The organism is Pantoea stewartii (assembly GCF_011044475.1).
In the GTDB taxonomy this organism is placed as follows: Bacteria; Pseudomonadota; Gammaproteobacteria; order Enterobacterales; family Enterobacteriaceae; genus Pantoea; species Pantoea stewartii.
Genome location: NZ_CP049115.1, coordinates 2,628,125 through 2,643,798, shown reverse-complemented (window position 1 = coordinate 2,643,798; position 15,674 = coordinate 2,628,125). Strand labels below are relative to the sequence as shown.

Below are 15,674 nucleotides of genomic sequence, written 5' to 3'. Positions count from 1 at the left end.
ACGCTATGAATCACGAACCGCTGCGCCCCGATCCGGATGCGCTGTTACAGGCCAACAGTGACAGCCATCGCGGTAAGCTCAAGATCTATTTTGGTGCCTGTGCGGGGGTAGGGAAAACCTACGCCATGCTGCAGGAGGCGCAGCGGCTCCGTGCCCAGGGACTCGACGTGCTGGTCGGCGTGGTGGAAACCCACGAGCGGCCGGAAACGGCCCAGCTTCTTAACGGACTGGTGGTGTTGCCGCGTCGCGCTACCGGCCGATCCCGCCATGCTGAATTCGATCTGGATGCCGCGCTGGCACGTCATCCGGCGGTCATCCTGATGGATGAACTGGCTCATACCAACGTGAAAGGCTCGCGACATCCCAAACGCTGGCAGGATATTGAAGAACTGCTGGATGCGGGCATCGATGTGCTGACCACAGTGAACGTTCAGCACCTGGAAAGCCTGAATGATGTGGTCGGCGGCGTTACCGGCATTCAGGTGCGTGAAACCGTACCAGACCCGTTTTTTGACAGCGCCGATGAAGTGGTGCTGGTGGATCTGCCGCCTGACGATCTCCGGCAACGCCTGAAAGAGGGCAAGGTCTACATTGGCGATCGCGCCGAGCGGGCCATCGAAAATTTCTTCCGCAAAGGTAACCTGTTTGCGCTTCGTGAGCTGGCACTGCGCCGCACGGCCGATCGGGTAGACGACCAGATGCGCGCCTGGCGCGACAGCCAGGGACGGGACAAGGTCTGGCACACGCGCGACGCGATTTTGCTCTGTATCGGAGACGATACGGGCAGCGAGAAACTGGTTCGTACGGCGGCACGGCTGGCCGCCCGGCTCGGCAGCGAATGGCATGCTGTCTATGTTGAAACGCCGCGCCTCAACCGCTTACCGGAGGCCCGTCGCCGCGCCATTTTGCGGACGCTCAAACTGGCGCAGGAGATGGGCGCGGAAACGGCAACGCTCTCCGATCCCGACGACGCTCAGGCGGTGCTGCGCTACGCGCGGGAACACGATCTGGGCAAGATTGTGACCGGACGGCGTCCCGTGCGACGCTGGCGACGCGACAGTTTTGCTGAGCGGCTGGGGCAACTGGGCCCGGATCTGGATTTGCTGGTAGTGGCACTCAATGAGCCCATGCAGGATGCGCCGCATCCTTTAGCCAGCGACCGGGTTAACAGCGACAAATGGCGCATGCAGTTGCGCGGCGTCATGATGGCGCTGGTGCTGTGTATTCTGGTCACCGCCGCCGGACAATCGGTGCTGATCAGCTTTGATCCGGCCAACTGCGTGATGATCTACCTGCTAGCGGTGGTGATCGTGGCCCTGCGTTATGGCCGATGGCCATCCGTGATCGCCACGGTAATCAACATTATTGCCTTTGATCTGTTTTTTGTGGCACCGAAAGGCACGATTGCCGTCTCCGATTTACAGTACCTGGTGACCTTTGGCGTGATGCTGGCGGTCGGCGTGATCGTGGGTAACCTGACGGCGGGCGTGCGCTACCAGGCACGCGTCGCGCGTTATCGCGAACAGCGCACCCGGCAACTGTATGAAATGGCTAAATCGTTGGGCAGCGGTCTGACACCCGAGGATATCGCGGCCACCAGTCAGCGCGTGCTCGACGCCACATTGCAGGCCCGATCTCTGCTGCTGCTGCCGGATGAGCAGGGCGAGCTGCAAACCCTGGGCAACGCGCTGCCGGGAAATGAACCGGACTGGGCTATCGCCAAATGGAGCTACAGCAAAGGTCAGCCAGCCGGCGCAGGCACAGACACGTTACCGGCCGTGCCCTACCAGATTCTGCCGCTGAAGGTAGGAGAATCCTGTCGCGGGCTGTTGGTCGTCGAGCCAGAAAACGTGCGCCAGCTGATGATTCCCGAACAGCAGCGGCTGTTAGAAACCTTCACCGTCCTGATTGCGAACGCGCTGGAACGTCTGGCGCTGTCGCAGAGTGAAGCGGCTTCGCGGCTGGCCGCCGAGCGTGAACAGTTACGCAATGCCCTGTTGTCGGCGCTGTCTCACGATTTACGCACGCCCTTAACCGTGCTGTTTGGTCAGGCGGAAATGCTGATGCTCGACCTGGCCAGTGATAATTCAAAGTATGTGCCCCAGGCCAGCCAGATTCGCGAACAGACCCTGAGCACGATTCGTCTGGTCAGCAATATGCTGGATATGGCGCGTATTCAGTCCGGCGGTCTGAATTTACGGGAAGAGTGGCTGGCTCTCGAAGAGGTGATCGGCGGGGCGCTCAGTAGCATGGCACCGTCGCTGAAAGGAAAGGCGGTCGAACTCGATCTGCCTGCGGATATCGTCCTGATTAAGGGAGACAGCACCTTGCTGGAGCGGGTGTTTACCAACCTGATCGAAAACAGCCTCAAATACGCCGGTAACTGCGCGCCGCGCGGGATCCGCGCCTGGTGTGATCATGCCCGCCTGGAAATTGCCGTCTGGGATGGCGGTCCGGGCATCGCGGAACAGGACATGACCCGTATTTTTGATAAGTTTTCGCGTGGCGACAAAGAGTCGGCCGTGCCTGGCGTCGGACTGGGACTGGCCATTTGTAAAACCATCATTGAGAGTCACGGCGGTCAGATCTGGGCGGAAAATCGCCCGGAAGGTGGGGCCTGTTTCCGCCTTTCTTTACCCTTGCCGCCCGCACCTGAAATTTCTCCTGAAGGGCTGAAATAACTTCACAGATGATCGGTTATAATGCGCGACTTTACTGCTTATGACTGGGAAATTATGGAACGTTTTACCGAAAACCTGATGTATGCATCGCGCTGGCTGTTGGCTCCCGTTTACATTGGACTTTCGCTGGGATTACTGGCACTGACCATCAAATTTTTCCAGGAAATTGTTCACCTGTTGCCCAACATTTTTAGCATTGCAGAAAACGATCTGATCCTGCTGTTGCTGTCACTGGTGGACATGACGCTGGTCGGCGGGCTGCTCGTGATGGTGATGCTGTCTGGCTATGAAAACTTTGTCTCCAAACTCGATATTGATGAGGGTAAAGAGAAGCTGAGCTGGCTGGGTAAGATGGATTCCGGCTCGCTGAAAAACAAAGTGGCGGCGTCGATTGTGGCTATCTCCTCCATCCACCTGCTGCGGGTGTTTATGGACGCGCGCAATGTCGAAAACGATAAGCTGATGTGGTACGTGATCATCCATCTGACCTTCGTTTTGTCGGCCTTTGTGATGGGCTGGTTGGACAGCATGTCGCGGGCAGAGAAGAAAAACGTGTAACCGACGGCACGCGTTATCCGCGCCGGCGACTGACGTCGCTTCTCCCGCGAGATGCCGGCGTCAGCCTGACGCCGGCCGTGCCCCCGCCAGATGAGGCAACACCGCCTTGATCATGGCAAAAAACGCAGTCAGCCGGGCAGGATAATAGCTCGCCCAGGGATAGGTCAGCCATACCGGTAACGCCGGAGCCTGCCATTCCGGCATGAGCTGGACCAGCCTGCCCTCTGCTAAATCCTCTTGTATCACCCACGACGAGACGATGGCGGCCCCCAGGCCCGCCAGCGCAGCTTTGCGTACCGCATAGAGGCTGTCGCTGCTTAAAACAGGGGCGATCGGCAGATTCACCGGTTCACCTTTGTCCTGATGCTGTAACGCGATTTCGTTACGGTAGAAGCTGGTTAACGCGAGCCAGGGCAACGCGCCCAGCTGTTCGACCCGGGTGATCGGTGCATGCTGCCGGAGCAGTTCAGGGGCCGCGACAACAATGCGCGGCACTTCGGCCAGCAGCACCGCCACGACCGAAGGATCGGTAGGCGCGCCGACCTGAATGGCGCAGTCAACGTTCTCGGCCACAAAATCGGGTGTTCTGTCGTTCAGCATCCACTCTATGCGTAAACGGGGATAGCGGCGCATAAAGTCCACCAGCGGGGCGACCAGTTGATCCTGACCAAATGCATGCGGTGCGCGTACCCGCAGTGTCCCGACGGGATCGCTGCCTGCGCCGGTCAGATCGTCTTCCAGCGCATGCCAGGTGGCGAGCAGTTGCCGTGCCTGTGCATAACAGCGTTCGCCATCATCGGTGAGCTTGAGCGCGTGCGTCGTGCGCAGTATCAGTTTCACGCCGAGCCCGTGCTCAAGCGCCTGCAACCGACGGCTGATAGTGGGCTGCGTTGTGCCAAGTTGCACTGCGGCGGCAGACAAACTGCCGCTTTCGACAATGCGAATAAAGGTATGCATCAATGCGATACGATCGTTATTGCTGAAATTGCTCATGCGCCTCACGTATAACCGTTTTGTTTTTTATCAGTCTACCGCGTATGCCAAAAACAGGCTTTACTTGCCACACGCTTTTTTCGAGGATCTCACTATGACAGTGGTACACAACCTGAACCGGCATTCAACTGAGCGCCTGCCTGCGCCCCTTGTTTTTACGTTAGCAACCGGTGCGGGTCTGAGCGTGGCATCGATTTATTACAGTCAGCCCATGCTCGACATCATCAGCAAGCAGTTCCAGATAAGCGTCGGCAGCGTCGGTATGGTGCCCATGTTAACCCAGGCGGGTTATGCGCTGGGGATCCTGCTGCTGGCCCCGCTCGGCGATCGCCACGATCGTCGCACCATTATTTTAATCAAAGGGTTACTGCTAGTCATGGCGCTTCTGCTGTGCGGCTTTTCCGGCGGCATCAGCGCACTGCTTATCGCCAGTTTTATCACTGGCCTGACGGCGACCGTGGCGCAGGACATTGTTCCGGCGTCGGCCGCGCTCGCCCCGGTGGCCAGCCGGGGTAAAACGGTTGGCACGGTGATGACGGGTTTACTGGTCGGCATTTTATTATCCCGTGTCGTTAGCGGTGTGGTGGCGGAGTATTTTGGCTGGCGCACCATGTACATGATTGCGGCTGTGGCCGTGTTGCTGATCAGCCTGACGCTGTGGCGCGTACTGCCACGCTTTACGCCGGGTACGTCGGTAAGCTATCCCCGCCTGCTGTTGTCACTGGTGCACTTATGGCGTGCGCATCAAACCCTGCGGCGTGCGGCGCTGGCACAGGGACTGCTCTCCGTGAGTTTTAGTGCGTTCTGGTCAACACTGGCGATCATGCTTAGCGACCGCTTCCATTTTGACAGTGCCATTGCCGGTGCTTTTGGCCTGGCGGGGGCGGCAGGCGCGCTGGCGGCGCCGCTGGCCGGGAACGTGGCGGATCGTATTGGCCCGGCGCGCGTCACCCAGTTTGGTGCCGGTCTGGTGACGCTCTCTTTCGCGCTGATGTTTTTACTGCCTTTCCTGCCGCTGTCAGCTCAACTGGCCGTCATTATTATCAGCACAATAGGTTTTGACTTAGGCGTGCAGGCGACCCTGGTGGCCCATCAGACATTGATTTACGGTCTGGTTCCCGAGGCGCGTAGCCGGCTAAATGCCCTGCTGTTTACCGTGGTGTTTATCGGTATGGCCAGCGGGGCGGCACTGGGTAGCCTGGCGTTGGCGCACTGGGGCTGGAATGGCGTTGTCGTGTTATCCACCGTTGCCGCCGCTGTCAGCCTGTTAATCCGCCTCGCCAGTCGTCACCTCAGGGACTGATTCTTCCGCCCGCCAGCAAATGTGCCAGGCTTAGTCATAAACTCAATTAAAACGGTGCGTTATGAACTTCATTGCCTGGACAGCTGCGACGGGCTGTCTGCTGTTATTAATGTCGCTGGCATCAGGGTGGATCCACCGCGGCCCCGTGACCTCTTTTGGTCTTTTTTTATTAACCGGGATCGCCTGTGGGCCGTGGGGATTTGATGTGATTGAAATCGATATCCTCCGCCATGCTGAACTGGTCGCGCATATTACCGAGATAACGATGGCCGCGTCGCTGTTCATCACCGGGCTCAAGCTGCGTCTGCCGCTGAAAGCCAGGCAATGGCGCGCGGGCAGCCTGCTGGCGTTTCCGGCCATGTTGTTGACGGTCGCCGCAATGACGCTGCTGTCTCACTGGCTGGTGGGGCTGTCGTGGCCGATTGCGCTGGCCTTTGGTGCCATTGTTGCGCCCACCGATCCTGTGCTGGCCAGCCTGATTTCCGTCAGCGATGCGCAGGACGATGATGCCCTGCGCGTTGCGATATCCAGTGAGGCGGGCATGAATGATGGTTCGGCGCTGCCGTTACTCATTCTGGCCCTGTTGCTGTTTAACGGTGAAAGTCTGGGCACGGGCATGCTGGCACGCTGGGCAGCCATTGATGTGGTGTGGGCCATTGGCGGCGGCATTCTGCTGGGGTTTGGTCTGGGGCGGTTAGTCGGCCTGCTGGCCGCACGGCTTCGTCATGCGCATGGTGATGTCGCACCCAATGACTTTCTGGCGCTGGCGCTCATTGCGTTGAGCTATGCCCTTGCTGAATCGCTGGGCGCGTCGGGCTTTCTGGCTACCTTTGCGGCAGGCCTGGGATTACGTCGGGCTGAACTGGGTGTGTTCAAACGTTATCAGCCTGATGATATGCCGGATGACGATCGGGTGCTGCCTGCGGAAGCACTGGTCAATCCCAACCAGCGTTTACAGCAACACGGTAGCGGTATGGTGAAATCGGTCGGTTTAGTGGTAGGCGACGCGCTGTCTTTTGGCGATACTATTGAGCGTTTACTGGCGGCCACAATGATGGTGGTCCTCGGCGTGACGCTGGCCCATCACTGGAACATGCAGGGCGTGATGCTCGGCCTGTTGCTGTTTGTGGTCGTCCGGCCACTCGCCGTATGGCTGGTCACGCTGCGCTGCGGCGTATCGCTTCCTCACCGTTTGCTCATCGGCTGGCTGGGGATTCGCGGTATAGGTAGTCTTAATTATATTGCGTTTGCCTGGGTCCATGGTATGGGCGGCTCGCAGGCAACGATGATGGTTGATATGGCGCTGACGCTGGTGGTATGCAGCATCGTGGTGCACGGCGTGTCGGTAACGCCGCTGCTAAACTGGCGCCAGGCCCGACTGGATGCAAAGCAGCGCCAGTCATGAAAGTGGGTTAACTGATAACAGGAGAAGACGATGAAGATATCTCAGATACTGTTGCTGAGCGTACTGGCCTCTGGCAGTGCGCTGGCGGCAGACGACACGGAACAAAGTGCTTACGCCAGCCAGCTGTGTCACATCGTGAGCAGTGAAAAAAGCGTATCGACAGCCGATCAGTATGTCGAAAAAATGAAATCCAGCGTCGCAGGATCGCAGTCCTCTTCCGCCTTCAATAAACCTGAATTTGACGAGGAACTGGCGAATGAAGTCGCCAGCGCATGGCTGCAGCTGGGTGACGAAGAGCGCGCTAAACTGCGTAAAAATACGCAGCAGTGCGAGCAAACGGTGATGACGCAGTTCCAGCAGGAAGATTAACCGCAGTTAAATCGTCAATAAACGCGCTAAAATGGCGCGTTTTTTAATGGATTTTCATGCCCGATTGCGTACATAATCGCCAGCGTCTTCACCAAACGTGCGATACATAATAAAAACGCAGCGGACCGACAGGGCCGTCTGACCTTTCTGGCATAGATTTAACAGGCATCATGATTACGCGTCGACGCTTTATTTTCGGCACAGGAGCGCTTGCGCTTTCACTGGCTACCAGCAAACTGTTTGCCCGCGATGATATTATTCCCCTCTGGCCGGACGAACCGCCCGGCGGTGGCGGCCCTGGCGGAAAATTACGTGTTGATGCATGGGGCTCCTGGTCGAATATCGTCAGCCCGGCGATTCAGCGTTTCAGACCTGAAAACCCCAACGGTGAAGCGGTGCTCATCGCGGCAGGCGGCGGCTACCGCTGGATCGGTATGGGACGTGAAGCCTGGCCCGTTGCACACTGGTTAAATGCCAACGGCTATACCGCCTATGTTCTCAGCTACCGTTTGCCGCGTGAAAAGTGGCAGGCCGGGAATCTGGCGCCTTTACAGGATGCCCAGCGCGCGCTGCGTCTGCTTCGCTCATTCGAACGAAAAGTGCATGTATTAGGATTTTCGGCCGGTGGGCATTTGCTGGGGATGGCGGCGGCGCGTCCGGACTTTCAGTCCTATCCCCCCATTGACAGAGTGGATCAGGAAATCCCCAAAGCGGACAGTGTCGGGCTGATTTATCCGGTCATTACCCTGGAAGCCCCTTATCAACATACCAATACACATCTGATGATGGTCGGTAATGATGCCAGCCCACAGGAAGAAGCCAGTTGGTCTGTGCAAAATTATGTCACGCACGCTTATCCGCCCACCTTCCTGGCGCAGGCCGGTGACGACCACACTTCGAAACCCTTTAACACGCAGTTAATGCGCGATACCTGTCGCCGCAATCGCGTGCCGGTTCAGTTGATTCAGCTTTCCAGCGGCGGGCATGGTTTTGGCCTGGGTAAAGCGGGCACGCCGGCTGCGCTGTGGGATCAGGCCTATGTGAAATGGCTGGAAAACCTTGATCAGAACCCCTCACCGTTGACGCATCGGTCTGCCACTGTCCTTTAGTTATCCTGGCGACGCCGGTCATAAAAAAAGCCGGCAGTTGCCGGCCTCGCTAAAACAGCGATTCTCAGGATTGAAGCGACACAGGGCAAAGCATGTGATAAAGCACGGTCACTGCGATTAAAACTGATAGGTCAGGCCCATCCCGACGCTGTCTTTCGTAGTGATACCGGTAGCACGAGTAAAGTCATTATCTTTCAACAGGTTAATGCGGTAATCCACATAGGTCAGCATGTTCTTGTTGAAGTAGTAATAGGTGCCCACCGCAATATATTTCTGCATGGTCTGGCTTCCACCGGCAAAGTTGCCTGCGCCTTGCAGGTTTTCCCCACGCTGCGTGACAAAACCAATGGAAGGGCGTAAGCCATTGAGGAACTGATATTGCGCAATGGCTTCGAAGTTATGCGTCTTATCAGCAATCTGCGACAGCTGGCCGTACGGGGTCACATCGTTGGCCTCACCGTACATCGCGGCAAGGTAGATTTGGTTCGCATCGTATTTGGCCGAGGTCACCCATGCCGTCGCATCGTCACCCTGACCGTCAGCTTGCTGTGTCAGCGTACGATTGGCTTTCATACCGGCCGCAGCAATGCTCAAACCATCGGTAATGCTGTAGGTCAGACCGGCACCGTAGCCGTCGCCGTTTGCCAGCTTAGCGGTTGAGCGGTCGTTTTTCCCCTGATACTGAAGAATGACCTTCAGGCCGTTCCAGTCTGGCGAGTGCCAGGTGGCCAGGCCGGTTGAGCGTTTTGACAGGAAGTTGTCGTTGGTGGTCATGGTGCCGGAACCGTAAATCGGTGCCATATCGGTGTAAGCCGATGCGGTATACAGCACGCCAAAGCTGCGGCCGTAATCGAATGAGCCAAAGTCAGCCAGTTTCAGACCTGCAAAACCCAGACGCGTCGCATTCCCGGTTTGTGCGTCAGTGCCGCCTTCACTGTGGTTCAGCTGGAAGTTATATTCCCATTGACCATAGCCTGTCAGCTGATCGTTAATTTGGGTTTCACCTTTAAAACCCAGGCGCGCATAAGAGTTATCACCATCTTCGGCGGTATTGTCCGAAAAGACATGACGCGCATCGACTTTACCGTACAGATCAAGTTTATTACCGTTTTTATTATAAATTTCAGCGGAGCATGCAGAAAATGAGATCAGCAAACACAGTGCATGCGGCGCGCATATTTTTATTTTACGTTGCATATCATCTACCCTTTAATGTTGGTGAAGCATGAGGTTTATTTCCGCACAAGGCGGCATTGTTCAAAAATGTCAGTTTCGTTATGACGAAATAATTAAAAGCGTTACGTGGCTACATCATGTGGCCGTATTTTTATGGTTTTCCCTGGTGTTGATTATCAGGGCGCATAACGCCTTGATAATGTATTTATTATTAAATGGCTAAATCAGGTATATCGCTCAATATCGTTTGCGCGCCACTGTGTAAATATTTACGGGCGACAGCAGGGTCATTAATTGTGGCAATCGCAAATTCAATACCGGAATCGGCCAGGCGTTTCAGGTCGTCATCCGTCGCAAAGTCCGCCAGGAAGTGCAGGATCTGACAGCCGGTTCTGGCCAGTAATGCCACAGGATCGCTGGGAGGAACGCACACGGCCAGTCCACGCGGGACGTCAGGCATGATCCTTTCCGCAACCTTCAGCGAGAGCTCAGAAAAGCTGCTGATAAAGAGCTTCTTTTCATCCGCAGGCCACAGCGATTTCAGCTGCGTAATGGCAATTTCCGCGGTTTCAATTTCCTGACCAGACGTTGGTTTGATCTCCAGCTGAAGGCCAATACCTTTATCCAGCACAAATCCCACGGTTTCAGCCAGTGTAGGGACTTTAACGCCTTTGAACAGGTGGCCATAACAGACGCCCGCATCCAGCGACCGGATTTGGTCCAGGGTTAAATTGGCGACGTAGCCGGTGCCATTTGTTGTCCGATCCACCGCGTCATCGTGAATGATGACCGGGTGCCTGTCTTTGGTCAGTTTGACATCCACCTCTATCCACGTCGCGCCATGCTCAACGGCCGCCTGAAAAGAAGGCAGTGTGTTTTCTGGTGCCAGCAGAGGCGCACCACGATGTGCAATCAGGCGGGAATTCACTACGCGTACAGGGTGTTTTTTTGTCGGCATGCTCAGCGTTACCTTCTGTTGTCGGGTTAGCACAGGCTTACTTAAGTAAGACCTGGTTAGAAAATTCGGTTCTGACTTCGTCGCCCAGCGGTTTAGGCATGAACTGGGTGCCATGAACACGTTCTTTGCTGTTGATCAGACCAGCATCGCGATTCACTTCTTTATTTTGTGGCGTGATGCCATAAACCTGTTGAAACAGCCTTTGTGTCGTGGGCAGCGTCAGCCAGTGGATAAACAGCAATGCTGCCGCTTTGTGTGGCGCATTCTTGGGAATCGCCACCATATTTCCGCCGCCGGGCATGCCAAAATCGGGGATGTAGAGTCGGATGGTTTTGGGGACTTCGCCGTGGTTTTCTAAGCCCACCAGATAGTCTTCCCAGGCGGGGACCAGCAGAAACTCACCGCTCACCAGTCGCGTTACGCTGTCGGCGTTAGAGGCGGTAATGATGTAATCAGGACGCAGTTGTTTGAACCAGTTCCAGGCCGGTTGTAAGGCCGTCAGGCTTTTTACATCCGCATCGCCTTTAGTGAAATCAAAGCCAGGCACCAGCGTACGCGTGACAGATTCAATAAACGCCGGACCGGAACCGCCGTTTTCCACGTTAAAGCCAAACTCCTGAGGATGAGTCTGCAGGAAGGTGGTGAGCTGCGGCAGGGTACGGGGCAACTCGCTTTCTTTCATGCGGCGCGAATCGTAGGCCAGGCCCGTCTGATTGCCCCAAAATGCCACGCCATAACCTTTACTGTCCGTACCCTCAATGGTGTAGTTCAGGGTTTTGCCTTCCGGCAGCAGTGTATTAATCGGGCCAAAAAACGTTTGCTGAGGCGATACCGTACCGAATGCGCCTCCGCCAATCGAAAACACATCAATATCGCCTGCTTCCCGTCCCCGGTCAGCCATGAGTTTATTAATATTGCCTTGCAGCGGACCTTCAGAGATCGTAACAGCAATACCGTACTGTTTTTCAAACAGGCTGACCTGCTCTTTAAGACGATCCTGGTAATACCATTGGTACCAGGTTAATTTCCCTTCTTTTTTAGCCTCGTCAACAATATGTTGCCAGTCCATTTGTGTAATATCCTGAGCCTGAGTACAAAAAGCCCACGCAAGTAATAATAAGGTGGCAGATCGTCTGAACATGATTTTCCCCAGTTAAGCGAGTTAATAACCGTCAGCCTTTTCCAGCAAAAGCGGCGACGGGATTCTTTGTCAGTAATTTTTCAGCTATCAGCATTAAAATGACATTCGGCACGACCAGCATTAAAGAAATAACAGCGGCATTAGGTCTGATAAAGTTGTAACCCAGATAAGAATAAAGAATTGTCGGTACGGTAATAAAATCCGGCGAGCCGACAATAAAGCTAATGGCGAACTCTTCGATGGATAACGTAAAGACAATAATTAAGGCCGCAAATATGCCGGGTCTGATAGTTGGCAGGCAGGCAACTAAAAAACGATTTACTACAGACGCGCCCATATCGCGGGCGGCATCCAGGGTGTCCTGACGTATTTGAGAAAAGGAAAGGGTCAGAATCCTCACGGCATAGGGCATTAAGATGATGGTATGTCCCAGTAAAATGCCGACAAACCGACTGTGGATGCCCACCACGTTCAACAGCATGGAAAAAAACAGCGCAATCACAAAGCCGGGCACGATGAGCGGAAGCAAAACCGCATTCTGTAGCAGGGATTTACCCGTAAACGACATCCGGCCAAACGCCCAGCCCGCTGGCAGGGCCAGTATCAACGTGAGCACAGAGACGGTTGCTGCCAGTAAATAGCTGTTCTTCAGCGCCTGCGGCAGGGCCGTGGTCGTCCAGACTTCGACCCAGCGGCCCAGGGAAAGCACGGGCGGCAGGGCATCCGGCCAGGCCCAGGGATGCGTTTTATCCACCAGAGACCACAGCACGGTCAGAATAAAGGGGATCACCAGCCACAACATGAACAGTGCGGTAATCAGGATCATCATCATGATACGCAGGGGCGACATGCTTTTTCTGGCTCTCATCATTTATGTTCTCCCACTTTTTGCAGCCACTTCGCCACACCGGCCAGCACCACCGCACCGACAAACGCCGCCAGCATTAATATCACCGCCACCACGGCCGCAAGGTTCCAGCCCTGGGCGCTGATTTCCGGAAAGCGCAGCATGTATTGCGACAGGGAGAAAACGCTGGTGGGGCCAGCCACGACCTGGAATGAAAAGTCGCCCAATGCGCCAATGAAGATCAGGATCAGCGAGACCTGAACGGCTTTGATGGATAAGGGCAGAATGATCTGTAAAAGGCGGGCGGTTTTGCCTGCGCCCAGATCGCGGGCCGCATCAACGATTTCGTCCCCGATAGCGCGCAGGCTGCCGGTGATGATCAACAGGGCATAGGGAAGCTGTTTCCAGACCTGCAGGATAATGACACCAATGCCCCAGCGATCATTCTGCATACGGATGGGTTGCGAGATGATGCCCAGTTTGAGCAGGCCGAGGTTAATAAAGCCCTGCCAGGAAATCAGATTGATGAACAGCAGGGCGGCGACCAGCCCGTGCACCATCAACGGGGCTTTCAGTAAGCCGCTCATCAGCACAGAGCCGGGAAAGGGCTTTCTCAGCCACAGCGCCAGCGGCAGGGCCAGCGCCACAGACAGGACGGCACTGACCACGCCAATTTTCAGGGAATAGCCGGTGGCGCGCCACAGCTGACTGTCGTTCAGGATGGTTTCCCAGTACTGCAGCGTAAAATGCGCAGGCGCGCCAAAGTTGAACAGTCCGACAGATTGCGCGATGGCCATAAAGACAATCAGAATCAGGGTGAGCACGACGGGAGCGACCGCAGGCAGCACCAGTAACCAGGCGACTATGTTTCGGTTGTGCACTTTCATGACCAGCTTTCCTGCAAAAAGCGAATCCTGTCAGGCGCGATGGAAAAATTAACGCTATCTCCTTCCCGAATATGATTTTTACCGACTAACTGAATATGCCACTGGTATTCCGGCCCTTCATGGTCCTTTGGGTGAACCTGTAGCTCGGACAGGTTGCCCAGAAAGCTCACGGCACCTATTTCGAAAGCACGGGTATTCATACCGGTTTCCTGTTCGCTCAGCAGAGCATCTTCCGGACGCCAGAAGGTGTATACCTTTTCGGAAAGGGGCGGAACAGGACTGTGAATGTTCATTTCACCCAGCACGCAGGAAACACGATACATTCCGGTGTGACTGTCACCGTCGATGACATGCGCTTTCATCACATTCGCCTGGCCAACAAAGCCCGCAACAAACCGGTTAACCGGCGAGTAATAAATATCTTCAGGGGTGCCGGTTTGCTCAATGCGTCCGGCGTTCATAACCACGACGACGTCAGACATGGACAGGGCTTCTGCACGGTCATGGGTCACATAGATAGCGGTAAACCCGTGTGAACGCTGCAGCTGGCGGATTTCGAGGCGGACTCTGTCGCGTAATGTGGCGTCGAGATTCGACAGCGGTTCGTCGAACAACACGATTTCGGGCCGCACAGCCAGCGCTCTGGCCAGCGCGACACGCTGCTGCTGACCGCCCGATAACTGCGCAGGCAGCTTCGGTAAGTGGGCGTTTAACGAGACCTGAGCGGCGGTTTGCGTGACGCGATCCTGTCTCTCCGCTTTGGCCATTTTCCTCTGCTTCAGCCCAAACCCAATGTTTTCGGCCACAGACAGGTGAGGGAACAGCGCATAGGACTGAAAGCACATGGCCGTATCGCGGTGCTCAGGTTTAACCTGATGCATGTCCTGCTGGTGAATCAGGACTTCCCCGCTGTCCAGGCTGTAAAAGCCCGCAATCACTTTGAGCAGCGTGGTTTTGCCACATCCAGACGGACCCAGCAGGGAAACGAACTGTCCTTTTTCGGCCTTCAGTGAAATGCCGTCCAGCGCGACAAAGTCGTCGAATCTGAGCATGGCATTATTGATTTCAAGCGTATTCACGTATGGCTGCCCCGTCATTGAAGAAATGTGTGCATATTAATTAATGCGATGCGCATAATAATTTGATGCGGCGAAATTAGGCAATTTCAGGCAGGTTAAGAATTTATTAATTTTATAAAACCCATATTTAACATGATAATAATGAGTTGCTTTGATTTCGTACATTTACTCTGCTAACTATTATCATGCATAGTGAATAATATTGAAGGCAGAACGTTTGTCGGTCATATGAAGAAAAAAGCGGGGAGGACAGCGCCGAAACGCTGTCCTGAAAAGACGGCAGGAAGAGAGCGCGGACTGACGGATATTCAGGCGGGGGTAAAGCGGGGGTGCGGAATAAACTGGGCGGAAAGGCGATTGAGTGCCGCGGTGCCAACACTCACATGTGTTGAACTTTTTTCCTGGCTCCCGGCCAGATGAGCATCAAGCCCTGCGGCTTTGCATAGGGCATAGCCCGCGGAAACATCCCACATACTGCTGAAGCACTCCTGATAGCCATCGACATAGCCCAGCACACTAAAGCTTAAACCGATGGTGGCACAGCGGTAGCGCACCACATTCCAGCCAGTATCCCGGTACGCTTTTTCAATGCAGAGCTGGTGGGTGAAGTCCCATGGAGGATTGTCGCCAATGGCAACGGTTTTGAGCCCCTGGGCGATCTCGGGTCGCGTAAAAGGCTGGCCGTTAAAATAAATGCCGGTCTCCTTGCCCCCGCTCAGCATGATGTTTAACACCGGATGAACAATCACCCCGATGACCGGTTCGCCGTCGATGACATAACCGACAGAAATGCCCCATAACGACGAGCCACGGAGAAAGTTACTGGTGCCATCAATCGGATCGACCGACCAGTAACGGTCACTGAGTTCGCCGCCTTGCTCTTCGCCAATGACGCGTTCATTGGGGAAATATTGCGCCAGACGTTGACGAATCAGCTTCTCAACCTCCTGATCTGCTTCACTGAACACATCCTGGGGCCTTTTTTCGCAGATTTCTAATTCACTGAGCTGCCTGAAATAATCCAGCGCCAGCTGTGATGCCTCTTGAGCAATACGTTCAATCACCTTTACGCGCGTATCCATTCTTAATCCGTTCATTTTGTGAAAGGTCCTGAGCTTGTTCGTTTACCTTGTGCTGCACAATGACTCAGCAACGGGAAACGCTGATT

Annotated in this window: 14 protein-coding genes; 6 read left to right on the top strand and 8 right to left on the bottom strand. The window is 55.2% G+C overall.

What is annotated here, in order from left to right; genetic code table 11:
• Positions 1–5 precede the first annotated feature (5 nt).
• Positions 6–2,681: a two-component system sensor histidine kinase KdpD gene (gene kdpD, locus G5574_RS12630; protein WP_054632914.1), complete on the top strand. Its 2,676-nt coding sequence runs from the start codon at positions 6–8 to the stop codon at positions 2,679–2,681.
• A gap of 54 nt (positions 2,682–2,735) precedes the next feature.
• Positions 2,736–3,239 (top strand): TIGR00645 family protein, encoded by a 504-nt coding sequence (locus tag G5574_RS12625; protein ID WP_006121131.1) that lies wholly within the window; start codon positions 2,736–2,738, stop codon positions 3,237–3,239.
• A 60-nt stretch (positions 3,240–3,299) separates the two neighbouring features.
• Here G5574_RS12625 and G5574_RS12620 read toward each other — a convergent pair whose 3' ends face one another.
• The gene (locus G5574_RS12620; RefSeq protein WP_006121130.1) at positions 3,300–4,232 is read right to left on the bottom strand and encodes a LysR family transcriptional regulator; all 933 of its coding nucleotides are present in this window, start codon (positions 4,230–4,232) and stop codon (positions 3,300–3,302) included.
• 94 nt (positions 4,233–4,326) lie between these two features.
• Here G5574_RS12620 and G5574_RS12615 point away from each other — a divergent pair, with 94 nt between their 5' ends.
• The 4 genes from G5574_RS12615 (at position 4,327) to G5574_RS12600 (ending at position 8,418) form a co-directional block, all read left to right on the top strand.
• Complete coding sequence (locus G5574_RS12615; RefSeq protein WP_058701475.1) at positions 4,327–5,535, top strand: MFS transporter; 1,209 nt, start codon at positions 4,327–4,329, stop codon at positions 5,533–5,535.
• Between the two features lie 61 nt (positions 5,536–5,596).
• The gene (locus G5574_RS12610) at positions 5,597–6,940 is read left to right on the top strand and encodes a cation:proton antiporter (RefSeq protein ID WP_006121128.1); all 1,344 of its coding nucleotides are present in this window, start codon (positions 5,597–5,599) and stop codon (positions 6,938–6,940) included.
• A 30-nt stretch (positions 6,941–6,970) separates the two neighbouring features.
• Entirely contained in the window at positions 6,971–7,309 is a 339-nt protein-coding gene (locus G5574_RS12605) for a hypothetical protein (protein WP_006121127.1), read from the top strand.
• Between the two features lie 170 nt (positions 7,310–7,479).
• Positions 7,480–8,418, top strand: a complete 939-nt coding sequence (locus G5574_RS12600) for an alpha/beta hydrolase (RefSeq protein ID WP_006121126.1) — start codon at positions 7,480–7,482, stop codon at positions 8,416–8,418.
• Positions 8,419–8,535: 117 nt separating this feature from the next.
• Here the strand turns inward: G5574_RS12600 and G5574_RS12595 are convergent, their stop codons facing one another.
• The 7 genes from G5574_RS12595 to G5574_RS12565 form a co-directional block, all read right to left on the bottom strand.
• Positions 8,536–9,615: a porin gene (locus tag G5574_RS12595; RefSeq protein ID WP_006121125.1), complete on the bottom strand. Its 1,080-nt coding sequence runs from the start codon at positions 9,613–9,615 to the stop codon at positions 8,536–8,538.
• Between the two features lie 190 nt (positions 9,616–9,805).
• Entirely contained in the window at positions 9,806–10,552 is a 747-nt protein-coding gene (locus G5574_RS12590) for a glycerophosphodiester phosphodiesterase family protein (protein WP_006121123.1), read from the bottom strand.
• Positions 10,553–10,589: 37 nt separating this feature from the next.
• Positions 10,590–11,693: an extracellular solute-binding protein gene (locus G5574_RS12585; protein ID WP_164482707.1), complete on the bottom strand. Its 1,104-nt coding sequence runs from the start codon at positions 11,691–11,693 to the stop codon at positions 10,590–10,592.
• 31 nt (positions 11,694–11,724) lie between these two features.
• On the bottom strand, positions 11,725–12,561 hold the full coding sequence (locus G5574_RS12580; protein WP_164483234.1) for an ABC transporter permease: 837 nt from the start codon (positions 12,559–12,561) through the stop codon (positions 11,725–11,727).
• Positions 12,561–13,427 carry an ABC transporter permease gene (locus G5574_RS12575; RefSeq protein WP_058701456.1) on the bottom strand — a complete coding sequence of 289 codons (867 nt, stop codon included), beginning with the start codon at positions 13,425–13,427 and terminating at the stop codon, positions 12,561–12,563. Before G5574_RS12575 ends, G5574_RS12580 begins: the two co-directional genes overlap by 1 nt.
• Positions 13,424–14,524: an ABC transporter ATP-binding protein gene (locus G5574_RS12570; protein ID WP_164482706.1), complete on the bottom strand. Its 1,101-nt coding sequence runs from the start codon at positions 14,522–14,524 to the stop codon at positions 13,424–13,426. Before G5574_RS12570 ends, G5574_RS12575 begins: the two co-directional genes overlap by 4 nt.
• A gap of 290 nt (positions 14,525–14,814) precedes the next feature.
• A complete protein-coding gene (locus tag G5574_RS12565; RefSeq protein ID WP_164482705.1) occupies positions 14,815–15,588 on the bottom strand; it encodes an inositol monophosphatase family protein in 774 nt (257 codons plus the stop codon).
• Positions 15,589–15,674: the final 86 nt, after the last annotated feature.